This is a genomic window from Rhizobium sp. 'Codium 1', from assembly GCF_020889605.1.
Classification (GTDB): domain Bacteria; phylum Pseudomonadota; class Alphaproteobacteria; order Rhizobiales; family Rhizobiaceae; genus Allorhizobium; species Allorhizobium algae.
This window is the reverse complement of record NZ_JAJGPW010000001.1, coordinates 724,857-746,077: the sequence shown is the minus strand read 5'-3', so window position 1 is coordinate 746,077 and position 21,221 is coordinate 724,857. Positions and strand designations below refer to the sequence as shown.

At 62.2% G+C, this 21,221-nt stretch carries 20 protein-coding genes; 14 read left to right on the top strand and 6 right to left on the bottom strand.

All coding sequences use genetic code 11. The annotated features are described in order from the left end of the window. Window positions 1-64: 64 nt before the first annotated feature. The 3 genes from lptB to LJE98_RS03525 are packed head-to-tail and all read right to left on the bottom strand — an operon-like array spanning window position 65 to window position 2,118. Window positions 65-871, bottom strand: coding sequence for an LPS export ABC transporter ATP-binding protein (gene lptB, locus LJE98_RS03535; RefSeq protein WP_229573900.1), 807 nt, complete (start codon window positions 869-871; stop codon window positions 65-67). A 15-nt stretch (window positions 872-886) separates the two neighbouring features. Then, window positions 887-1,438 (bottom strand): LptA/OstA family protein, encoded by a 552-nt coding sequence (locus LJE98_RS03530; RefSeq protein ID WP_229573462.1) that lies wholly within the window; start codon window positions 1,436-1,438, stop codon window positions 887-889. Beyond that, a complete protein-coding gene (locus LJE98_RS03525; protein WP_229573461.1) occupies window positions 1,435-2,118 on the bottom strand; it encodes an LPS export ABC transporter periplasmic protein LptC in 684 nt (227 codons plus the stop codon). The genes LJE98_RS03530 and LJE98_RS03525 overlap by 4 nt, the downstream gene beginning before the upstream one ends. Before the next feature lie 303 nt (window positions 2,119-2,421). On the opposite strand from LJE98_RS03525, the gene LJE98_RS03520 reads away from it, so the two are divergent. From LJE98_RS03520 to LJE98_RS03495, 6 genes are all read left to right on the top strand, one after another. Continuing rightward, a complete protein-coding gene (locus LJE98_RS03520) occupies window positions 2,422-2,724 on the top strand; it encodes an integration host factor subunit beta (protein WP_229573460.1) in 303 nt (100 codons plus the stop codon). A 91-nt stretch (window positions 2,725-2,815) separates the two neighbouring features. Beyond that, on the top strand, window positions 2,816-3,160 hold the full coding sequence (locus LJE98_RS03515; protein ID WP_229573459.1) for a LapA family protein: 345 nt from the start codon (window positions 2,816-2,818) through the stop codon (window positions 3,158-3,160). A gap of 95 nt (window positions 3,161-3,255) precedes the next feature. Next, window positions 3,256-4,398 carry a class I SAM-dependent methyltransferase gene (locus LJE98_RS03510; RefSeq protein ID WP_229573458.1) on the top strand — a complete coding sequence of 381 codons (1,143 nt, stop codon included), beginning with the start codon at window positions 3,256-3,258 and terminating at the stop codon, window positions 4,396-4,398. Beyond that, window positions 4,395-5,255, top strand: coding sequence for a TrmH family RNA methyltransferase (locus LJE98_RS03505; protein ID WP_229573457.1), 861 nt, complete (start codon window positions 4,395-4,397; stop codon window positions 5,253-5,255). The genes LJE98_RS03510 and LJE98_RS03505 overlap by 4 nt, the downstream gene beginning before the upstream one ends. Before the next feature lie 3 nt (window positions 5,256-5,258). Continuing rightward, a complete protein-coding gene (gene lspA / locus LJE98_RS03500; RefSeq protein ID WP_229573456.1) occupies window positions 5,259-5,750 on the top strand; it encodes a signal peptidase II in 492 nt (163 codons plus the stop codon). Window positions 5,751-5,837: 87 nt separating this feature from the next. After that, on the top strand, window positions 5,838-6,719 hold the full coding sequence (locus LJE98_RS03495) for a GNAT family N-acetyltransferase (protein ID WP_229573455.1): 882 nt from the start codon (window positions 5,838-5,840) through the stop codon (window positions 6,717-6,719). Window positions 6,720-6,796: 77 nt separating this feature from the next. Here the strand turns inward: LJE98_RS03495 and LJE98_RS03490 are convergent, their stop codons facing one another. Continuing rightward, the gene (locus LJE98_RS03490) at window positions 6,797-7,027 is read right to left on the bottom strand and encodes a hypothetical protein (RefSeq protein WP_229573454.1); all 231 of its coding nucleotides are present in this window, start codon (window positions 7,025-7,027) and stop codon (window positions 6,797-6,799) included. A 116-nt stretch (window positions 7,028-7,143) separates the two neighbouring features. On the opposite strand from LJE98_RS03490, the gene LJE98_RS03485 reads away from it, so the two are divergent. Continuing rightward, complete coding sequence (locus tag LJE98_RS03485; RefSeq protein WP_229573453.1) at window positions 7,144-8,061, top strand: LysR substrate-binding domain-containing protein; 918 nt, start codon at window positions 7,144-7,146, stop codon at window positions 8,059-8,061. A 15-nt stretch (window positions 8,062-8,076) separates the two neighbouring features. Here LJE98_RS03485 and LJE98_RS03480 read toward each other — a convergent pair whose 3' ends face one another. Next, entirely contained in the window at window positions 8,077-10,362 is a 2,286-nt protein-coding gene (locus LJE98_RS03480) for an NADP-dependent malic enzyme (protein ID WP_229573452.1), read from the bottom strand. A gap of 198 nt (window positions 10,363-10,560) precedes the next feature. Here LJE98_RS03480 and mutS point away from each other — a divergent pair, with 198 nt between their 5' ends. From mutS to murJ, 3 genes are all read left to right on the top strand, one after another. Continuing rightward, complete coding sequence (gene mutS, locus LJE98_RS03475) at window positions 10,561-13,212, top strand: DNA mismatch repair protein MutS (RefSeq protein ID WP_229573899.1); 2,652 nt, start codon at window positions 10,561-10,563, stop codon at window positions 13,210-13,212. Window positions 13,213-13,304: 92 nt separating this feature from the next. After that, window positions 13,305-16,130, top strand: a complete 2,826-nt coding sequence (locus tag LJE98_RS03470) for a [protein-PII] uridylyltransferase (protein WP_229573451.1) — start codon at window positions 13,305-13,307, stop codon at window positions 16,128-16,130. Window positions 16,131-16,133: 3 nt separating this feature from the next. Beyond that, window positions 16,134-17,744, top strand: coding sequence for a murein biosynthesis integral membrane protein MurJ (gene murJ, locus LJE98_RS03465; RefSeq protein WP_229573450.1), 1,611 nt, complete (start codon window positions 16,134-16,136; stop codon window positions 17,742-17,744). Here murJ and LJE98_RS03460 read toward each other — a convergent pair. Further along, entirely contained in the window at window positions 17,735-18,154 is a 420-nt protein-coding gene (locus LJE98_RS03460) for a YcbK family protein (protein WP_229573449.1), read from the bottom strand. The two genes, murJ and LJE98_RS03460, sit on opposite strands and share 10 nt — an antisense overlap. A gap of 251 nt (window positions 18,155-18,405) precedes the next feature. Between LJE98_RS03460 and LJE98_RS03455 the strand changes: the two genes are divergently transcribed. The 4 genes from LJE98_RS03455 (at window position 18,406) to LJE98_RS03440 (ending at window position 21,211) form a co-directional block, all read left to right on the top strand. Further along, the gene (locus LJE98_RS03455; protein ID WP_229573448.1) at window positions 18,406-18,804 is read left to right on the top strand and encodes a VOC family protein; all 399 of its coding nucleotides are present in this window, start codon (window positions 18,406-18,408) and stop codon (window positions 18,802-18,804) included. A gap of 112 nt (window positions 18,805-18,916) precedes the next feature. Further along, window positions 18,917-19,981 (top strand): tryptophan--tRNA ligase, encoded by a 1,065-nt coding sequence (gene trpS / locus LJE98_RS03450; RefSeq protein WP_229573447.1) that lies wholly within the window; start codon window positions 18,917-18,919, stop codon window positions 19,979-19,981. 73 nt (window positions 19,982-20,054) lie between these two features. After that, window positions 20,055-20,546 carry a universal stress protein gene (locus tag LJE98_RS03445; protein WP_229573446.1) on the top strand — a complete coding sequence of 164 codons (492 nt, stop codon included), beginning with the start codon at window positions 20,055-20,057 and terminating at the stop codon, window positions 20,544-20,546. A gap of 101 nt (window positions 20,547-20,647) precedes the next feature. Continuing rightward, on the top strand, window positions 20,648-21,211 hold the full coding sequence (locus LJE98_RS03440) for a NifU family protein (protein ID WP_229573445.1): 564 nt from the start codon (window positions 20,648-20,650) through the stop codon (window positions 21,209-21,211). The last annotated feature ends 10 nt before the right edge of the window (window positions 21,212-21,221 follow it).

The following is a 21,221-nucleotide window of genomic DNA, read 5'->3' as shown; positions in this document are numbered from 1 at the left end:
GCTTTTTATTTTACTTTGGTCAAGCCGCAGGAGCGCGCTGGGCTTCGTTTTCTTCGTCCTGGCCTCAAAGGCTGAACTTGTCGCCGAGATAGAGGCGGCGCACATCGGCATTGTTGACGATGTCGTTGGCCCGTCCGTGGGTGAGCACTTCGCCCGCATGGATGATATAGGCACGGTCGATCAGGCCGAGCGTTTCCCGCACATTGTGGTCCGTGATCAATACGCCGATGCCGCGGGCCGTCAGGTGCCGCACGAGGTTCTGGATGTCGGAGACCGAGATCGGGTCGACGCCGGCGAAGGGTTCGTCGAGCAGCATGAAGGTCGGGTCTGTGGCAAGCGCGCGGGCGATCTCGAGACGGCGGCGTTCACCACCCGAAAGCGCCACGGCAGGCGACTTGCGCAGCTTTTCGATGTGAAACTCCGACAGCAGCTCGTCGAGCTTCGCTTCGCGCTTGCGCTTGTCCGAGACATGCACTTCGAGAACCGCACGAATATTGTCTTCGACGGTCAAGCCGCGGAAGATCGAGGCTTCCTGGGGCAGGTAGCCGACGCCGAGACGCGCGCGCCGATACATCGGCATAGACGTCACGTCATTGCCGTTGATCGAAATCGTTCCGGCATCGACCGGCACAAGGCCCGTGATCATGTAGAAACACGTCGTCTTGCCGGCGCCATTCGGACCAAGCAGGCCCACGGCCTCACCGCGACGCACCACGAGCGATGCGCCGTTCACGACGCGGCGCGAATTGTAGCTTTTGGTCAGCCCATGGGCGATGAGCGTGCCTTCATAGCGCGCCTTGTCGCCCGGCAGGCCGGCCGGGGCAGTCGCCTTGCTGGCCTGCTTTGTCTTTCTAAGGAAGGGAATTTGCACGTTCACGCCGACCCGTCAGTTGCTCTGCTGAGACTTGGGGTCGAGCTGGATCTGGACGCGCCGGCCGCAGCTATCGAGCTTGGCCTGGCCAGAATTCATCTGGACGGTGAGCTTGCAGCCGACGAAGACGTTTTGCCCTTCTGACAGCACCACGCGCTCGCCTTCGAGCACGAAGACCTGCTTCGTCATGTCGAAATAGCCCTTGTCGGCCGTCGCCTGCTGCGTTTCCGACTGCAGGAAGACCTTACCCGTCACATCGATCTTTTCGATGTCGGCATTGCCCTGTGTGACCGTTGTGCCTTCGCCGCGATAGAGAACCGTCATGGCGCCGGCCTGAAGGGTCGTTGTGCCCTGGACCACCTTAACATTGCCGGTGAAGAAAGCCTTCTTCTCCTGTTCGCGGATCTCGAGCGCATCGCTTTCGATCTGGATCGGCTGGTCGTTGGACAACTTCAGGCCATTCATCTGGCTATTCGTCGTCTGGGCCGAGGCGACCGCAGTCAGGCCGCTTGCCGAAACGAGGAGGAAGCCAGCGAGGGAAATCTTGGCGAAGGAGCGGTAAATCATGGCTGGGCGGCTTCCATTGACCGATTGCTGCGGATGGCGGACGGCTCGATATTCAACTTGACGGCGCCCGTGAAAATCATGGTTCGCCCCTTATCCTTCATCTCGAGCGAGTTCGCAACAATCGACGCGCCTTTGGTCTGGATCGCGACCGGGTCATTCGTCTTCATCGTGCCCCCGGCAATGTCGAGATTGGCGGAGCCGAACTGGGCATCGATGCCGCTGCTCAGGTTGAGCGTGAACGGCTTGTCGAGATTTAGCAGGTTGGCAGCCCGGTCGAAGATGCCGCTCGTCGCCACGACGCGGGCAAGCACAGTGTCATTGACAGGCACTGCGGCCGCGATCGTCTCCAGCGTGATCATGTTGGGATTCTTTATATCCTGCAGGGCGCGTTCGGCCCGCAGTGAATACCGGACACCTTCGGAATTACGCCCGGCGATCGCCGGCTTTTCCATCACGACCTTGCCATCTTCGATCTTGGCGGATTCGATCTGCAATTCGTCCGGCATCAGGCTTCTGACGACCGAAACCGCCATGAATACGAGCGTGACCGCGAGCGCGACGACCGGCAGGATAACGCGCAGCCTTTTGACCCGCCGGGAGTGGCTCATCGCCTTCCGGTAGGCATCCGCACCTGCCCCATGGCCGGTGGTCGGCAGGCCGTCATGAATCGATTGCAGCATTAACAGGAACCCGTTCTTCAAGGATGGCGACCGCAGCCGATCCATCGTATTGGTCGTTTCGCATGTCTTCCGGTTGTTGCCAATATGGATTGCCGCAACGCCGTTACAAGAAACATGCCAGTCGGACTGATGGAATGGCGATGCGGGGAAACGAAGGCGGACCCTATCACGATTTGACATGTGATGCGCGTCATAGCTCTCGCAAAGCCGCGACTTTATGGTTAAGTTGTTCCTTGACTGAGCTTTTTCGCTTTGGCAACTTTGGCGACGTTCACGTCACAACAGAAAATGCAGGGGGTCCGCGTGATAAAGTCGGAATTGGTGCAGATCGTCGCGGCCCGTAATCCGCATCTCTATCATCGCGATGTCGAAAACATCGTAAATGCCGTCCTCGATGAGATCACCGATGCGCTTGCAGGTGGCAATCGCGTCGAGCTGCGTGGCTTTGGAGCTTTCTCCGTCAAGAATCGGCCCTCGCGCTCCGGTCGCAATCCGCGCACGGGAGAAACCGTTTTCGTCGAAGAGAAGTGGGTGCCCTTTTTCAAGACCGGCAAGGAGTTGCGCGAGCGGCTCAATCCCGGCATGGGTGACGAAGGCGACGAATAACCGCTTTTCGCGTTGAAAATTCCGCGTCTGTCCTTAACTTGAGCCAAATGGGGTGCCTTGATGCACCCTGGACAGAACAGGGAGTTTCGAGATGATCCGGAAAATCGTAGGCCTCGTGGTGTTCGTTCCGTTCGGCATACTCCTCATCGTTCTGGCGGTCGCGAACCGCGCGCCGGTCAGGCTGGCATTCAATCCCTTCGATCCGGCTGATCAGGCTTTGTCGGCCTCCGCGCCGCTCTTTGTGCTTCTCATTCTCGCCGTCATGCTGGGCGTGCTTCTGGGCGCCATCGTCACCTGGTTCACCCAGGGCAAGCATCGCAAGAAGGCCCGCAGCCAGTCACGCATGGCACAGCAGTGGCAGGCCGAAGCTGACCGGCAGAAGACCCGCGCCGAAGAAATCGCCGGCGCGACCCTTCCGCAGCTCAGCGCCAAGTAAGGCCAGGGCCGGCGAATTCGCGGCAAATTTCCTTTCCGCGCCGGGCCGGCAATGCTAAGGGCTGGCCGAGACCTAAAGAGCCACGGATAACAGACGTGAAGAACAAGGAACGTCGCCCCGGCGCCAAGCCATTCCCGGGAGCGAAGGCAAAGGGCAGTGGTGAGACGCGGCCGGCAGCGGCAAAGCCTTATGCATCGAAGGGCAGGGATGAGCGACAGGCCCGTCCTCCGCGCCGCGATGCCGAGGCTGCAAGGCCGAAGCCCCCGGCGCAATCCCCTGATACGGCGGCGGAGCCCGCCCGCGCGCTGGCTGTCCGCACCGGTGACCGTCCGGCCGAGCGCGTGCCCTTGATCCTCGAATCGACAGGCGCTGGCGATTTCCACCTGATCGACAGCGGCGATGGCCTCAAGCTCGAGCAATACGGCCCCTATCGGATCGTGCGCCCGGAAGCCCAGGCGCTGTGGCCCAAGGCCCTGCCCACCCATGTCTGGGACAAGGCCGACGCCGTCTTCACCGGCGATACAGACGAAGATGGCATGGGCCGCTGGCGCTTCCAGCGTGAGGCGCTCGGCGAAACCTGGCCGCTTTCCCTGCTCGGCGTCGATTTTCACGGCCGCTTCACCGCATTTCGTCATGTCGGCGTCTTCCCAGAGCAGATCGCCCACTGGAGCTGGATGAAGCAGAAGATCGAGACATCGGATAGGCCGCTGAAGGTCTTGAACCTGTTCGGCTATACCGGGGTCGCTTCGCTCGTTGCCGCCGCCGCCGGCGCCGAAGTCACTCATGTCGATGCCTCCAAGAAGGCGATCGGCTGGGCCCGCGAAAACCAGTCCCTGAGCCGCCTCGACAAGGCGCCGATCCGCTGGATCTGCGAAGACGCGATGAAGTTCATCCTGCGCGAGGAACGCCGCGGCCATCGCTACGACATCATCCTCACCGACCCGCCAAAATTCGGCCGTGGCCCGAACGGTGAAGTCTGGCAGCTTTTCGACCATCTGCCGCTGATGCTCGATATCTGCCGCGAACTGCTGGCGCCCAAGGCCGTCGGTCTTGTTCTGACGGCCTATTCGATCCGCGCGAGCTTTTATTCGATCCACGAACTGATGCGCGAAACCATGCGCGGCAAGGGTGGTCTGGTCGAGTCGGGCGAACTGGTCATCCGCGAGGCCGGCCTCGACGGAAAGACGCCGGGCCGCGCGCTCTCCACCTCTCTCTTTAGCCGCTGGGTGCCGAAATGACCGACGATTATCGCCAGGACGGCTCCCGCCGCGTCGGTCAGGTGAAGGAAGTCACCAGCCTCGCCAATCCGGTCATCAAGGACATCAAGGCCCTCTCACAGAAGAAGAGCCGCGACGAAAGCCGCACCTTCCTCGCCGAAGGCCTGAAGCTTGTCATCGATGCGCTCGATCGCGGCTGGGCCATCCGCACCTTCGTCTATGCCAAGGCCGGCAAGGGAAAGCCTCTGGTCGAGAAGGTTGCCGCGCGCACGGTCGCCGCCGGCGGCCTTGTGCTGGAAGTCAGCGAAAAGGTCATGTCCTCGATCACGAGGCGCGACAACCCGCAAATGGTCGCCGCTGTCTTCGAACAGCGCTGGACGCCGCTCAAGGACATCCAGCCCAAGGGCTCGGAGACCTGGATCGCGCTTGACCGGGTTCGCGATCCCGGCAATCTCGGCACGATCATTCGCACGGCAGACGCTGCCGGCGCTTCGGGCGTCATCCTGGTTGGCGATTGCACCGATCCCTTCTCGATGGAAACCGTGCGCGCCACCATGGGCTCGATGTTCGCATTGCCGCTGGTCAAGACGACGCCGGCGGATTTTCTCAAATGGAAGAAATCCGTCGACGCCCGTCTCGTCGCCACGCATCTGGCCGGAGCCGTTGATTACCGCACCATCGATTACCGCTCCAAGCCGGTCATCCTGATGATGGGCAACGAACAGTCGGGTCTGCCGGATGACCTTGCCAAGGCCGCGGACAAGCTCGCCCGCATTCCCCAGGTCGGCATGGCCGACAGCCTCAATCTGGCGGTCGCGACCGGCGTCATGCTCTTCGAGGTTCGCCGCCACCTGCTCTCCCTTGACGGAGACAAGTAACATATGTTTGCCGCCTTCAACCGGCCGCTGCCGGTCCTCAGCTTTATCGCTATCGCGCTGGTCCTCGATCAGGCCATCAAATATGCGGTGGAAGTCACTCTGCCAATGCACGAGCTGATCCCGGTTCTGCCCTTCTGGGCGCTTTACCGGACGCATAACCTCGGCGTCGCCTTCTCCATGCTGTCGCATCTCGACAGCTGGTTCATCATCGGCCTGCGCCTCGTTATCGTTGCTTTCGTTCTGTGGCTGTGGCGCAAGACGGGCCCGCAACAGCATTTCGCGCATCTCGGCTTCGCAATGATCATCGCCGGCGCGCTTGGCAATATCATCGACCGGCTGACCTATGGCTACGTGGTCGATTATATCCTTTTCTATACTCAGACCTGGTCCTTCGCCGTCTTCAACCTGGCCGACAGTTTCATCACCATCGGGGCAATTTGCATCGTGGTTGACGAGATCATTCAGCACCGGAAACCGAAGCCGCCCGAAGTCTGAGGGAGCACACACGTGTGCGAAGTTTTGTCACTTTCCTGTAGTAGTCTCGTGTTTAAAGGCGCGTGACTTCAACGCTGGATAGATCCGATGAGCGTGGAACTGATCGAACGAGACCTTCACCTGGGCAACACGGCTGCGGCGTCGCTCGGGCAGCCATCATCCCGCGATATCCTCGGGCGCATTGGCAACCTTGAGACCCGCATTGCTCGCACCGATCGCGAGGTTGATGCCGCCCAAGCCGTGCGTTACCGCGTCTTCGTCGAGGAAATGAAGGCTCAGGTTTCCGTCGAAGATGCCCGTCGCGGCCGCGAGGTCGATAGCTGGGACAGCCTTTGCGATCATCTTCTGGTGCTCGACCGCTCGATCGACGGTGATAGCGAAGACCAGATCGTCGGCACCTACCGCCTGCTGCGCCATGAAGTGGCGATCGCCCATGGCGGCTTCTATTCCGGTTCCGAATTCGGCGTGAATGCGCTTGTCGCCCGCCATCCGGAAAAGCGCTTCATGGAGCTCGGCCGCTCCTGCGTGCTGCCGCAATATCGCACCAAGCGCACGGTCGAGCTGCTTTGGCAGGGCTGCTGGGCCTACGCCCTCCACCATCGCATAGATGCCATGTTCGGCTGCGGCTCCTTCCCCGGCGTGCAGCCGGAGGAGCATGCGCTCGCGCTGTCCTTCCTGCATCAGAACGCGGTCGCCAGAGGGGAATGGGCCGTGGACGCACTGCCCCATCTCTACCGCGAGATGGATCTGATGCCCTCAGAGGCCGTCAATGCCCGCCGCGCCCTGTTCGCCATGCCGCCGCTGATCAAGGGATATCTCCGCCTCGGCGCCATGGTCGGCAATGGAGCGGTGGTCGATCAGGCGTTCAACACGACCGATGTCCTGATCATTCTGCCCATTGCCAGCATTTCCGGCCGCTACGTCAACTATTACGGCGCCGACGCGGGCCGCTTCGCCAGCGCCAGCTGACGATCGCTTCTTCTCCCTGGCGAGGAAATGATAGGGGGGGCAGAAAGGCCGAACCCCCGGTGCTCTGGTCTGACCGCTCATCGCGAAACAGCACATCCGGCTGATCGCACCTGGCCAACACCCAGTCGGCAGTCACACGCCGCCACCTCAGCCTTCGCCACCCGCATCGGGACCTCTGCCACCATCGGCAGATCGGCAAGCTCTTTCAGGTTCATCGCCCGCACGGCCGGGTGCCCCGTGGGGTCATGCCGCCAATCGCGCGCTGCTTCTGATTCGGGTTCGCGCAGTCTCCAGAAAAACTTGAACATGGCTCAAACCTCATGCGCTCCGCGAGAGCGATACCAGTATTGGATTGAGACTATGTTCGACCTCTGGCCTCCAATATTCAATTGAGTTTTCCCGTGTCCGGCTATAGTTTTCCTGCATGAAGAGCCTCAACCAGGTCCATCTGAACGGCCTGCGTGCCGTCGAAGCCGTCGCCCGCCTCGGCTCACTGCAGACGGCGGCAGAAGAATTGGGCGTATCGATCGGTGCCGTGAGCCAGCAGGTGATCAAGACCGAACAGCAGCTCGGCCGCACGCTCTTCGAACGCACCAGTCGTGGCATGGTCCCGGTCGAAACGGCAGCTGAAATCCTGGCCCGCCTGAGCGATGGTATTCGTCATCTCTCCAGCGCCGTGGCGCTTGCCAAGCGCAGCGACGACAGCCTGCTGACCATCTCCGTTGCCCCCGTCTTCGCAGCCCGCTGGCTTGTGCACCGCATTGCAGACTTTTCCGAACGTTTCCCGCAAATCAGCCTGCGCATCGATGCCAATGACCGGTTGACCGACGCCAGCCAGACGGATCTGGATCTGAGGATCCGCGTCGGGCGCGGTCACTGGCCGGGTTTCCGGACGGAACTGATCCTGGAGCAGCAGGTGGCGCCGCTCTGCACGCCCGCCATGGCCGCCACGCTTGAGAAGCCCGCCGACATCCTGACCCTGCCCAAAATCATTGATGGCCGCGCCATGTTCACCTGGGATGTCTGGCTTGCCGCCGCGGGCCTTCCGGGCGCCGAGATCAAGGCGCGCCACACCTTCAGCGAGGCGTCGCTGTGTCTCGATGCCGCGATTGCAGGGCAGGGGGTGATGCTCGCCTGGCAGACACTCGCCTCACATCAGCTGCAACACGGCCAGCTGGTCGCGCCCTTCGGCCCCTCGGTGAAGACCGGGTTCGGCCACTACTTCGTGACCGCCGAAAACGCGAGGCGCTCCGACAAGGTGGAGAAGTTCAAGCGCTGGCTGAAGCGCGAGATCGACGACGACATGGAGCGGCTCGCAAGAGCCGCCCCCGTATTCGCCTAGGCGTTCGCGCCTTGATCAAACCGCTGCGTTATAGGCCGCAATCGCCGCCATATTGACGATGTCGCTGTCCTTGGAGCCCATCTGGGCGATTTGAACCGACTTTTCGAGCCCGATCAAGAGCGGTCCCATCACCGTCAGCCCGCCCAGTTCCTGCAGCATCTTCGTCGAGATTGCCGCCGAATGGATCGCCGGCATGACCAGAACATTCGCCGTGCCCGAGAGGCGGCAGAACGGATACTGCTCCATCCGATGGCTGTTGAGCGCGATGTCTGCACCCATCTCGCCGTCATATTCGAAGGAAACCCCACGCCGGTCGAGGATCTTCACGGCTTCGCGCACCCGCTCGGAGCGCTCGCCGGTCGGGTGACCGAAGGTCGAATAGGCCAGCAGCGCCACGCGCGGCTCCAGCCCCAGCCGATGTGCCACGCCGGCCGCTTCTTCGGCGATGTCGGCCAATTCATCAGCCGTCGGCATGTCGTGCACGGAGGTGTCTGCGACCACAATCGTGCGGCCACGGGCAAGCGCCAGCGACACCCCGATCACCCGGTGTCCGGGAGCCGTGTCGATGCAGCGGCGAACATCTTCGAGCGCGGTCGAATAATTGCGCGTCGTGCCTGTCACCATGGCATCCGCATCTCCCAGCGCCACCATGCAGGCAGCGAAATGGTTGCGATCGGTGTTGATCAGACGCTGCGCATCGCGATGCAGGTAGCCCTTTCGCTGCAGGCGGGCATAGAGATATTCGGTATAGGCCTCGACGCGGGTCGACATGCGGGCATTGATCACCTCGATGCCGGGGCGGTCGAGATCGATGCCGGCACGTTCGGCGGTCGCCTTCAGCGGTTCGTCGCGGCCGAGCAGGATCGCCGTGCCGAGCCCGAGATTGACGAAGGAAATCGCCGCGCGCATCACCTGCTCCTCTTCGCCCTCGGCAAAGACGACGCGTTTGGGGTGGCTGCGCACATGCTCGAAGATCCGCTGCGTCGCCGCTGCAATCGGGTCGCGCCGGGCCGATAGTTCGTGCGCATAGGCGCCGAGATCGTCAATTTCCTTGCGCGCAACACCGCTTTCCATCGCGGCTCTTGCGACGGCCACCGGAATGGCCGAGATCAGGCGTGGATCGAAAGGAACGGGAATGATGTATTGCGGTCCAAAACGCGGACGTTCGCCCTGATAGGCGGCCGCCACATCGTCAGGCACATCTTCGCGCGCCAGATCTGCAAGCGCCCTGACCGCCGCGATCTTCATCGCGTCATTGATCTGGCTGGCGCGCACGTCGAGCGCACCGCGGAAGATGTAGGGAAAGCCCAGAACATTGTTGACCTGGTTCGGATAGTCCGAACGCCCGGTCGCCATGATCGCGTCGTTGCGGATTTCGGCGACTTCCTCAGGCGTGATTTCCGGGTCCGGGTTTGCCATCGCGAAGATGATCGGGTTCGGCGCCATCGAGGCGATCATGTCGGATGCGAGTGCGCCCTTCTGTGACAACCCGAACACGACGTCCGCGCCGACCATGGCCTCGCGCAGCGTCCGCCGGTCCGTCTTGACGGCATGGGCGGACTTCCACTGGTTCATGCCCTCGGTGCGGCCCTGGTAGATCACGCCCTTGGTGTCGCAGAGAATGATGTTCTCGCCGTTGAACCCCATCGCCTTGATCAGTTCGATACAGGCGATCGCAGCAGCCCCTGCGCCATTGCAGACGAGCTTCGTCGTCTTGAAGTCGCGCCCCGTCAGCTCCAGCGCATTGATCAGCCCTGCAGCCGCAATGATCGCGGTTCCATGCTGGTCGTCGTGAAAGACCGGGATATCCATCAGCTCGCGCAGCCGGCTTTCGATGATGAAGCAGTCCGGCGCCCTGATGTCTTCGAGGTTGATGCCGCCGAAGGAGGGGCCGAGATAACGCACGCAGTTGATGAACTCGTCGACGTTTTCGGTGTCGACCTCGAGGTCGATCGAATCCACGTCGGCAAAGCGCTTGAAGAGAACGGATTTGCCTTCCATGACCGGCTTCGAGGCCAGCGCCCCGAGATTGCCCAAGCCAAGGATCGCCGTGCCGTTCGAAATGACCGCGACCATGTTGCCGCGGGTCGTGTAATCGTAAGCCGTGGCCGGATCGGCGGCGATCGCTTTCACCGGAACGGCGACGCCGGGGGAATAGGCGAGCGACAGATCGCGCTGGGTCGCCATTGCCTTGGTCGGCGTAATCTCCAGCTTGCCTGGTCGCCCCTGGGAATGAAAGTCCAGCGCTTCCTGTTCCGTCACCGAGACTTTCGTTCGGCCGGTCTTGTTCTCGCTCGTCATGCTTCCCCTCACCTTGTTGTGGGCAGCGGGCGTTCGCTGGTCCATCCTGGTTGTTTTTCCTCGCCTTAAGCCGTTAGTGTTGCACGACTTCCTTTTCAAGAAAACACCGAGCCCGTGACGCTATATCAAGCCACCCCGAGTGATGTCCTGAACGTCGCCGAGCTGACCTCGGAAGAGAGTCGCGCGACGGCCACGCCGATGATGGAGCAATTCATCGAGATCAAGGCCGCCAACCCCGGCAGCCTGCTCTTTTATCGGATGGGCGATTTCTACGAGCTTTTCTTCGAGGATGCGGTCGATGCGTCGCGCGCGCTCGGCATCACGCTGACGAAGCGCGGCCAGCATCTCGGCCAGGATATCCCCATGTGCGGCGTGCCGGTGCATGCGGCCGACGATTATCTGCAGAAGCTGATCTCGCTCGGATTCCGTGTCGCAGTCTGCGAGCAGATCGAAGACCCAGCAGAAGCCAAGAAGCGCGGCTCGAAATCTGTCGTGAAGCGCGACGTGGTGCGCCTCGTGACACCAGGCACGATTACCGAGGACAAGCTCCTCTCGCCCTTCGAATCGAATTATCTGATGGCACTCGCCCGCATCCGTGGCGGCTCCGCACCCCAGCTGGCGCTCGCCTGGATCGACATCTCCACGGGTATCTTCCGTCTGGCCGAAACCACCGAGACCCGCCTGCTCGCCGATATCCTGCGCATCGAGCCGCGCGAACTGATCGTGCCCGATACGCTCTTCCACGACGAGGAGCTGAAGCCGGCCTTCGACGTGCTCGGTCGTGTCGTGGTGCCTCAGCCGGGCGTCCTCTTCGACAGCGCCAGCGCAGAGGGCCGCATCGCCCGCTATTTCGGCGTCGGAACGCTGGATGGCTTTGGTTCTTTTTCCCGCGCCGAGATCGCCGCTGCTGCAGCCGCCGTCGCCTATGTCGAAAAGACCCAGATTTCCGAACGCCCGCCGCTTGGGCTTCCCGAACGTCAAAACGCCGCCTCGACCCTCTTCATCGACCCGGCGACCCGCGCCAATCTCGAGCTGGTCAAGACACTCTCGGGCGAGCGCAACGGCTCGCTCCTCAAGGCGGTCGATCGAACCGTCACCGGCGGCGGGGCCCGCCTGCTCGCCGAGCGCCTGATGTCGCCGCTGACGGACCCGGAAGCGATTGCCGATCGTCAGGACTCCATCGCCCATCTTCTGGCTGATGGCCTGCTCGTCGATCGCCTGCGTGATGCCCTGAAGCGGGTGCCCGACATGCCGCGCGCGCTATCGCGTCTCGCGCTCGATCGCGGTGGCCCGCGCGACCTCGGTTCGATTGTCGCCGGCCTTGCTGCCTCCGCCGAGGTTGGCCGCCTGCTCGATCCTCCAAGCCTGCCGAAGGAGCTGTCCGAAGCGCTGGACGATCTCGCCGCGCTTCCCGCCGATCTCGCGCCGAGCCTCGCATCAATGCTGGCCGACGAACTGCCGCTCCTGAAACGCGACGGCGGCTTCCTGCGCGATGGCGCGATTTCAGAGCTCGACGAACTCAGGGCGCTACGCGACCAGTCCCGCCGCGTGATCGCCGGACTGCAGCTGCAATATGCCGAGGAAACCGGCATCAAGTCGCTGAAGATCAAGCACAACAATGTGCTGGGATATTTTATCGAGGTCACTGCGGGGAATGCCGGCCCGATGACTGAGGGCGACGAGGCCAAGGCTCGCTTCATCCATCGCCAGACGATGGCGAATGCCATGCGCTTCACCACGACGGAACTCGCCGAGCTCGAAAGCCGCATCGCCAACGCCGCCGGCCAGGCGCTGTCGCTGGAGCTTGCGGCCTTCGAACGGATGGTGAGCCAGATCGTCGCTGCCGCCGAACCGATCAAGGCTGCCGCCCGCGCCCTCGCAGTGATTGATGTCGCTGCCGGCCTCGCGGCCCTGGCAGAAGAGCAGGGCTATTGCCGCCCGCTGGTCGATGATTCGAGAATGTTCGCCATCACCGCCGGTCGCCACCCGGTCGTCGAGCAGGCGCTCCGCCGTCAGGCCGCCAGCCCTTTCATCGCCAATGACTGCGATCTCTCGCCGCATGATACAAAAGGCCCCGGTGCCATCTGGCTGCTGACCGGCCCGAACATGGGCGGTAAGTCGACCTTCCTGCGCCAGAATGCGCTGATCGCCATCCTCGCCCAGATGGGCTCGTTCGTGCCCGCCGGTGCCGCCCATATCGGCGTGGTCGATCGGCTCTTCTCCCGCGTCGGCGCCTCTGACGATCTCGCCCGCGGCCGCTCCACCTTCATGGTCGAGATGGTTGAGACCGCCGCCATCCTCAATCAGGCAACGGATCGCTCGCTGGTCATCCTCGACGAGATTGGTCGCGGCACCGCCACTTTTGATGGCCTCTCCATCGCCTGGGCCGCCGTCGAGCATCTGCACGAGGCAAACCGCTGCCGCTCGCTCTTCGCCACCCATTTCCACGAACTGACGGCACTGTCGGAAAAGCTTGCCCGTATGTCGAACGTCACGATGCGGGTCAAGGAATGGGATGGCGATGTCATTTTCCTGCATGAGGTCGGCCCCGGTTCCGCCGATCGCTCCTACGGCATCCAGGTTGCCCGCCTCGCCGGCCTGCCGGCCGCTGTGGTCTCGCGCGCCCGGGAAGTTCTGACCCGCCTGGAAGACAGTGACCGCAAGAACCCGGCCGCACAGTTGATCGATGACCTGCCGCTGTTCCAGGTCGCCGTCCGCCGCGAGGAGGTCCAGAAATCAGGCCCTTCCAAGGTCGAGGAGGCCCTCCGCTCGATTGATCTTGACGACCTCACGCCTCGCCAGGCGCTCGACGCGCTCTATGATCTCAAGAAACAACTTGGCAAGCCTTGACCGGTAGAGTGCCTGTCAATCGCGCCCGAAAAGGGCTATAGCGCCACCAATCCCGGCCGATTCCCGGGTCCCGAGAGATGATGCTGCCCCCCATGGCCAAAGCAGACCTTGCCTTCGACGATCTCCTAGACATCGACGCGCTGCGTGCGTCCTGCGAAGCGGTGACACGGAGCGGCTCCGGCAATCTGCTCGAGATCCGCTCGCGGCTCCTGCCCATCCTGAAGAAAGCCTCGGCGGATGCCCGTGAGCAGGCGCGCCTGAAGCTCTTCGAGGATGGCAGCGGCATGAACTGCGCCAACCGGATCTCATGGATTCAGGACCAGCTGATCTCGGTGATCTTCGAATTTGCCCGCACCCATGTTTATCCGCGCGGTGTCGAGGGCCTCTCTGTCGCCGCCGTCGGCGGTTACGGCCGCGGCACGCTGGCGCCCGGCTCCGACATTGACCTCCTCTTTCTCCTGCCGCCCAAGGCAGGGCAAGACATGCACAAGGCGGTCGAGTTCGTGCTCTACCTCTTGTGGGATGTCGGCTTCAAGGTCGGCCATGCCACTCGCACGGTCGAGGAGTGTATCCGCCTGTCCAAGTTGGACATGACCATCCGCACGGCCATCCTCGAAACCCGCCACATCTGCGGCGATGAGACGCTCGTTACCGAACTCCAGCATCGTTTCGATCAGGACGTCACGACCGGCACCGCGCCCGAATTCATTGCCGCCAAGCTCGCCGAACGCGACGAACGCCACCGCAAGGCCGGCGACAGCCGCTATCTCGTCGAGCCCAACGTCAAGGAAGGCAAGGGCGGCCTGCGGGATCTCCAGACCCTGTTCTGGATCGCGAAATACAATTATCACGTCCGCGATACCGGCAAACTGGTGCGCCTCGGCGTTCTCTCCCGCCACGAATGGCGCCTCTTCCAGAAGGCCGACGACTTCCTCTGGGCGGTTCGCTGCCACATGCATTACCTGACCGGAAAGCCGGAAGAGCGGCTCTATTTCGACATCCAGCCGGAAATCGCCAAAAGCCTCGGCTACCAGCCGCGTCCCGGTCTTTCCGCCGTCGAGCGCTTCATGAAGCACTACTTCCTGGTGGCCAAGGATGTCGGTGACCTGACCCGTATCTTCTCGGCGGCGCTGGAAGACCAACAGGCGAAAGCCGCGCCCGGCATCGGCGGCATGATTGGCCGTTTCGCCAACCGCCCGCGAAAGATCGCCGGCGCCAGCGAATTCATCGACGATCGCGGCCGCATCGCGCTTGCCGATCCTGGCGTCTTCAAGAATGATCCGATGTCGATCATGCGCCTTTTTCATGTCGCCGATCTGAACGGCCTCGAATTTCACCCCGATGCGCTGAAGGCGGTCACCCGGTCTCTCTCGCTGATCGACAATACCTTCCGCGAAAGCGAGGAAGCAAACCGCCTCTTCCTCTCAATCCTGACATCCCGCAGGGATCCCGGCTTCATCTTGCGCCGCATGAACGAGGCCGGCGTGCTCGGCCGCTTCATGCCGGAATTCGGCAAGATTGTCTCGATGATGCAGTTCAACATGTATCATCACTACACCGTCGACGAGCATCTCATCCGCACCGTCGAGGTGCTTTCCGAAATCGACAACGGCAGGGCGGAGGAAGTTCATCCGCTGGCCAACAAGATCATGCCGGAGATCGAGGATCGCCAGACGCTCTACGTCGCGATCCTGTTGCACGACATCGCCAAGGGCCGCCAGGAAGACCATTCCGTTGCCGGTGCCAAGGTCGCCCGCAAGCTCTGCCCGCGTCTCGGCCTCTCGCCCAAACAGACTGAAATGGTCGCCTGGCTGATCGACCAGCATCTGCTGATGTCCATGGTCGCCCAGACCCGCGACCTGCATGACCGCAAGACGATCACCGACTTTGCCGAAAAGGTACAGTCGCTCGATCGCCTGAAGATGCTGCTCGTGCTGACGGTCTGTGATATCAGAGCCGTCGGTCCGGGTGTCTGGAACGGCTGGAAGGGCCAACTCCTGCGCACGCTCTATTACGAGACCGAATTGTTGCTGTCAGGCGGCTTTTCCCAGGTCTCCCGCAAGGAGCGCGCCAAACATGCTGCCGAGCAGCTTTCGAAGGCGCTCGAAGGCTGGAGCCAGAAGGACCAGCGCACCTACACCAAGCTGCATTACGAACCCTACCTGCTTTCCGTCGATCTCGAAGACCAGGTGCGTCACGCCCATTTCATTCGCCAGACGGACAAGTCCGGCCAGGCGCTCGCCACCATGGTGCGCACCCACCAGTTCCACGCGATCACCGAGATCACGGTGCTGTCGCCCGACCATCCGCGCCTGCTGTCGATCATCGCCGGTGCCTGTGCCGCTGCCGGCGCCAACATCGCCGACGCCCAGATCTTCACCACGTCGGATGGCCGCGCGCTGGACACAATCCTGATCAATCGCGAATTCCCGATCGACGAGGACGAAACCCGCCGCGCCGCCACGATCGGCAAGATGATCGAGGACGTGCTGTCGGGCCGCAAGCGCCTGCCCGAAGTCATCGCCACGCGCTCCAAGGGCAAGAAGAAGAACAAGACCTTCCCGGTCCAGCCGGATGTGCGTCTCTCCAATGCGCTCTCCAACAAGTTCACGGTCATCGAAGTCGAGTGCCTCGACCGCATCGGCCTCCTTGCCGAGATCACCGCTGTCCTCTCCGACCTCTCGCTCGACATCCACTCGGCCCGCATCACCACCTTCGGTGAAAAGGTCATCGACACCTTCTACGTGACTGACCTCGTCGGCCAGAAGGTCACCAGTGAGAACCGCCAGGCGAATATCGGCAACCGGCTGAAATCCGTCATGGTCGACCAGCCGGACGAACTTCGGGACAACATGCCCTCGGGCATCATCGCGCAGCCCCAACGGGCGACGCCGTCGCCGAAAAAGGCGCGGGCCTGAGGAATGAGCCTGGTCAAGAAATTCATGACCGTTGGTGGTGCGACGCTCGGCAGCCGCATCTTCGGCTTTGCGCGCGAAACCCTGATGGCCGCAGCCCTCGGCACAGGACCGGTCGCAGACGTCTTCTATGCAGCCTTCCGCTTCCCCAATCTCTTCCGCCGTCTCTTTGCCGAAGGTGCCTTCAACGCCGCCTTCGTGCCGCTCTTCGCCAAGGAGATCGAGGCGAACGGCACCGATGGCGCCAGGCGTTTTTCCGAGGAAGTCTTCGGCGTCCTCTTTTCCGTCCTGCTGATCCTCACCATCGGAATGCAGCTTTCCATGCCGCTGCTCGTCCAGTGGGTCATTGCCCCGGGCTTCGCCGATGATCCGGAAAAGTTCGACCTGACGGTTCGCCTGGCGATCGTCATGTTCCCCTATCTGATGTGCATGTCCCTGACGGCCATGCTGAGCGGCATGCTGAATTCGCTGCACCACTTCTTTGCGGCTGCCATCGCCCCTGTTTTCCTCAATGTCCTGATGATCGGGGCGCTCGGATGGGCGCTGTGGACCGGTGCCGATCCCGCTGCAACAGCCTGGGCGCTCTCGTGGTCCGTGCTCGGGGCGGGTCTCCTGCAGATGGCCGTCGTCTACATCGGCGTGCGCCGTGCCGGCATCCGGATCGGCTTCAAGCGTCCGCGCTTCACCCCCAATGTGAAGCGCCTGCTGGTACTGGCCGTCCCGGCTGCCGTCACCGGTGGCATCACCCAGATCAACCAGCTGATTGGCCAGGCCATCGCCTCGACGAAAGAGGGGGCGATTTCGGCTCTGCAATATGCCGATCGCATCTACCAGTTGCCTCTCGGCGTTGTCGGCGTGGCGGTCGCCGTCGTGCTCCTGCCGGAACTCGCGCGCGCGCTGAAGGGTGGGCACATGAAGGAGGCCGGCACCCTTCAGAACCGATCGATCGAATTCGTCCTCTTCCTCACGCTCCCCGCCGCCGCCGCCATCTGGGTTCTCTCCGACGAGATCATCCGTGTGCTCTACGAGCGCGGCGCCTTCAGTGAACAGAACACCGCTGTCGTTGCCTCGATCCTTGCCATCTACGGCATCGGTCTGCCGGGCTTCGTGCTGATCAAGGCGCTTCAGCCGGGATATTACGCCCGCGAAGACACCAAGACCCCGATGCGCTTCACCATGGTTTCGGTCGCGCTGAACACGGGCCTTGCCGTGACACTCTTCCCGATCTTCGAGGAAAGCGGCATTGCGATCGCCGAAGCCGCAGCTGGATGGACAAACACCGTTCTACTATTTTCGGTCCTGCTCTGGCGCGGCCATCTCGTCTTCGAGTGGACGCTCGTCACCCGCACCGTGCGCCTGATGATCGCGTCCGCGATCATGGCCGCCCTGCTCGTCTACCTGTCCGATCGCTGGTCGTCCTGCCTATCGCCGGAAAGCCCGCTCTTTGATCAGGTTCTGGCTCTGGGTGCGCTGGTGGTCGTCGCCATGCCCGTCTATTTCGGCATTGCCTTCCTCATCGGCGGTGCCGATATCGGCATGATCCGCCGCAATCTGAAGCGTAGGAAAAAGCCCGCCGCCGAGTCTGAAACGACCCCGTCCGCGCCTGATCAGCAATAGGTCCAGGTCCGCTTCGGGCCGATGTCGACATGCACGATGCCATTGCAGTAGCGCCCGATCCCGCCGATGCCGGGTGCTGTTCGCGCGGCTGCGACGATCTTCTTCTCGGAAACGCCGGGCACACGAATGTCGGCGGCAAAACAGTGGCTGTGCTGGGACCGACCCGAGCGAGGACGGTGGCCGGAGGTGACGACCGGCTTCTTGCCGGTTTTCTTGGCGATATGGGCGAGAATTCCCTTCAGCTCATCCGGAAAACAGTTGGCTTTGACGCTGACACGCTGCAGCGTATAGGCAACGGCCGTGTCATGCTTCATGAAAAAATGGCGCTTCTTCTTCTCCACGGCCTCGACGGGGGAGAGGAGACCGAGCGAAAGAACGCAGCCGAGCGCGACGCGAAACAAAGTGCGCATGAGTGACCTTCTGGAATGAGTTTGTTGTTTTCAGCGATCCAGATCGCTTGCGGCAGTTTTTTATTCCTGCAAATGTGGCAAATTTGGTGCGCTTTGCTCGGATTGACGTTTTCGCCTGTTTTTTAGGCTGCCCGCGGGGCCCTTGGCGCCTCGCGAAATCAGTCTCTAACCCCCTCGAATCAGGGAGGAAATTTGCCCATGCGTGATTTTTTGAGCCCGAGCGTCACAAAGCGGACCGGAGGGCGTGATCTATGACCCTGAACAGTCTCTTTCTCGTCAGTCTGCTGGTCGACGGCTACGACCGCGCGAAGGCCTTTTATTGCGAGGCTCTTGGCTTCGATTGCGTGGAGGACAAGGTAATGCCGGATGGCAAGCGCTGGCTGGTGGTCCGTCCCAAGGGTGGAGAAGGTGCCGCCATCCTGCTTGCCGAGGCGGCAGACGAGACCCAGCGGGCGGCGATCGGCAACCAGACCGGCGGCCGCGTCGGTTTCTTCCTGCGAACGGATGACTTTGCCCGTGACCATGCGCGTTTCCGTGACGCGGGTGTGCTCTTCCGGGAAGCCCCGCGCCACGAGCCCTATGGCACCGTCGCGGTGTTTCAGGACCTCTATGGCAACCTGTGGGATCTGATCGAACCGGCGAAGGTCTGAGCGCTAAGCGCCATGGAAGTGAGCGCTTGATTGCACAGCGTCCGCCGTGCATAAGCCGTGATCGACACGCGATCGCAAGATCGGGCCCTCCACCAGCCTGTTGAGGACAATCATGGGTGAGTTCAAGCCGCTGGTATTCTCCGGCGTTCAGCCGACCGGCAATCTCCATCTCGGAAACTATCTCGGTGCCATCAGAAAGTTCGTCGCACTGCAGGAAAACAACGACTGCATCTATTGCGTGGTTGATCTGCATGCGCTGACGGCTCAGCTCGTCCACGAGGACATGCAGACCCAGATCCGCTCGATCACCGCCGCCTTCCTTGCCGCGGGCATCGACCCGAAGAAGCACATCGTCTTCAACCAGTCCCAGGTCCCGCAGCATGCGGAACTGGCCTGGATCTTCAACTGTGTCGCCCGCCTCGGCTGGATGAACCGCATGACCCAGTTCAAGGACAAGGCCGGCAAGGATCGCGAGCAGGCCTCGCTGGGCCTCTACGCCTATCCCAGCCTGATGGCCGCCGACATTCTCGTCTACCGCGCCACCCATGTGCCGGTTGGCGATGACCAGAAGCAGCATCTGGAGCTTGCCCGCGACATCGCGATGAAGTTCAACCTGGACTTCCATGACAAGATCGTTCCCACCGGCCTCGGCATCGACATCAAGGTCGGCGAAGAGCCGGTTCACGCCTATTTCCCCATGGTCGAGCCGTTGATCGATGGCCCCGCGCCGCGCGTCATGAGCCTGAAGGACGGCACCAAGAAGATGTCGAAGTCGGACCCGTCCGACCTGTCGCGCATCAATCTGATGGACGACCAGGATGCGATCTCGAAGAAGATCCGCAGGGCCAAGACCGATCCGGATGCATTGCCGAGCGAAGTCGACGGTCTGAAGGGCCGCCCCGAGGCCGACAATCTCGTCGGCATCTATGCGGCACTTGCCGACAGGTCGAAGGCGGACGTGCTCTCCGAATTCGGCGGCCAGCAGTTCTCGGTCTTCAAGCCGGCTCTGGTCGATCTCGCGGTCGAGGTTCTGGCCCCGATCAACGCGGAGATGCGTCGCCTCATGGAAGACCCCGGTCACATCGATGCGGTCCTCCGGGATGGCGGTGAACGTGCGCGTACCCGTGCCGAAAAGACCATGAACGAAGTCCGCGACATCATCGGATTCGTGCGATAAGGTCTTGGTCGCTGGCGGGTCCGCCCGGAGCCCGCCTGCGCCACATGATATCTTTCCGGCGGCGGGGTCATCAATGGTTTCAACGCGTCTGTCACGTCTTGAAGGTCATCGCCGCAAGTTCATGGCGGTCATCGACAACACTCCGGAATGCTCGCGAGCGGTCCATTATGCCGGACGCCGCGCGAAGAATTCCAATGGCGGACTGGTGCTGATCTACGTGATCCCGGAAGGTGACTTCCAGCAATGGCTGGGCGTCGAGGAGATCATGCGGGCCGAGGCCCGGGAAGAGGCCGAGGCGGTCATGGCCAAGGCAGCCCAGACGGTGCGCGATACGATCGGCATCGAGCCTGAGCTCGTCATCCGTGAGGGAAGCGCCTATCCCGAGATCAACGGCCTGATCGAGGAAGACAGAGACATCGCAATTCTGGTCCTGGCCGCAGGCTCGACCAAGGAAGGTCCCGGCCCGCTGGTCTCGATGATCGCCGGACGCGGCGCTGCCTTCCCGATCCCGGTCACAGTCCTGCCGGACTCGCTGACGGATGAGGAAATCGACGCGCTCTGCTGATGTCGACTTCCTGACGATCGTGTCTTGAAGATGCGGCCCGCAAGGTCTATTTTGGAAATATTCTAATCTTTAGTGGTGCCCTCACCGCACCGGAGGCCATAATGTTCATCCAGACCGAAGCCACGCCGAACCCGGCGACCCTGAAATTCCTGCCCGGCAAGGTGGTGATGCAGACCGGCACGGCCGAATTCCGCGACGCCGAAAGTGCGGCCGCGTCACCGCTCGCCTCGCGCATCTTCACGATCCCGGGCGTGACGGGCGTCTTCTTCGGCTATGATTTTGTCACCGTCTCCAAGGACGGCCCGGAATGGCAGCATCTGAAGCCGGCCATTCTCGGCACGATCATGGAGCATTTCATGAGCGGTGCCCCCGTCATGGGCACGGCCTCGACGTCCGCGCAAGTGGACAGCGACGAGGAGTTCTTCGATGCGGGTGACGAAACGATCGTTGCGACCATCAAGGAACTGCTGGAAACCCGCGTTCGTCCTGCCGTCGCTCAGGATGGCGGCGACATCACCTTCCGCGGCTTCAAGGACGGCAAGGTCTTCCTCAACATGAAGGGCTCGTGCGCCGGCTGCCCGTCCTCAACCGCGACCCTGAAGCACGGCGTGCAGAACCTGCTCCGCCACTTCGTGCCCGAGGTGCAGGAAGTCGAAGCGGTCTGATTGGACCGGA

Excerpts from the sequence above, each read along its gene's own strand:
- LJE98_RS03515 (WP_229573459.1), top strand. The coding sequence starts at position 2,816 with ATGATCCGGAAAATCGTAGGCCTCGTGGTGTTCGTTCCGTTCGGCATA.
- LJE98_RS03445 (WP_229573446.1), top strand. The coding sequence starts at position 20,055 with ATGGTTTCAACGCGTCTGTCACGTCTTGAAGGTCATCGCCGCAAGTTC.
- trpS (WP_229573447.1), top strand. The coding sequence starts at position 18,917 with ATGGGTGAGTTCAAGCCGCTGGTATTCTCCGGCGTTCAGCCGACCGGC.
- murJ (WP_229573450.1), top strand. The coding sequence starts at position 16,134 with ATGAGCCTGGTCAAGAAATTCATGACCGTTGGTGGTGCGACGCTCGGC.
- LJE98_RS03525 (WP_229573461.1), bottom strand. The coding sequence starts at position 2,118 with ATGCTGCAATCGATTCATGACGGCCTGCCGACCACCGGCCATGGGGCA.
- LJE98_RS03460 (WP_229573449.1), bottom strand. The coding sequence starts at position 18,154 with ATGCGCACTTTGTTTCGCGTCGCGCTCGGCTGCGTTCTTTCGCTCGGT.
- LJE98_RS03455 (WP_229573448.1), top strand. The coding sequence starts at position 18,406 with ATGACCCTGAACAGTCTCTTTCTCGTCAGTCTGCTGGTCGACGGCTAC.
- LJE98_RS03485 (WP_229573453.1), top strand. The coding sequence starts at position 7,144 with ATGAAGAGCCTCAACCAGGTCCATCTGAACGGCCTGCGTGCCGTCGAA.
- LJE98_RS03530 (WP_229573462.1), bottom strand. The coding sequence starts at position 1,438 with ATGATTTACCGCTCCTTCGCCAAGATTTCCCTCGCTGGCTTCCTCCTC.
- LJE98_RS03480 (WP_229573452.1), bottom strand. The coding sequence starts at position 10,362 with ATGACGAGCGAGAACAAGACCGGCCGAACGAAAGTCTCGGTGACGGAA.
- LJE98_RS03490 (WP_229573454.1), bottom strand. The coding sequence starts at position 7,027 with ATGTTCAAGTTTTTCTGGAGACTGCGCGAACCCGAATCAGAAGCAGCG.
- LJE98_RS03470 (WP_229573451.1), top strand. The coding sequence starts at position 13,305 with ATGGCCAAAGCAGACCTTGCCTTCGACGATCTCCTAGACATCGACGCG.
- lspA (WP_229573456.1), top strand. The coding sequence starts at position 5,259 with ATGTTTGCCGCCTTCAACCGGCCGCTGCCGGTCCTCAGCTTTATCGCT.
- LJE98_RS03440 (WP_229573445.1), top strand. The coding sequence starts at position 20,648 with ATGTTCATCCAGACCGAAGCCACGCCGAACCCGGCGACCCTGAAATTC.
- mutS (WP_229573899.1), top strand. The coding sequence starts at position 10,561 with ATGATGGAGCAATTCATCGAGATCAAGGCCGCCAACCCCGGCAGCCTG.
- LJE98_RS03495 (WP_229573455.1), top strand. The coding sequence starts at position 5,838 with ATGAGCGTGGAACTGATCGAACGAGACCTTCACCTGGGCAACACGGCT.
- LJE98_RS03505 (WP_229573457.1), top strand. The coding sequence starts at position 4,395 with ATGACCGACGATTATCGCCAGGACGGCTCCCGCCGCGTCGGTCAGGTG.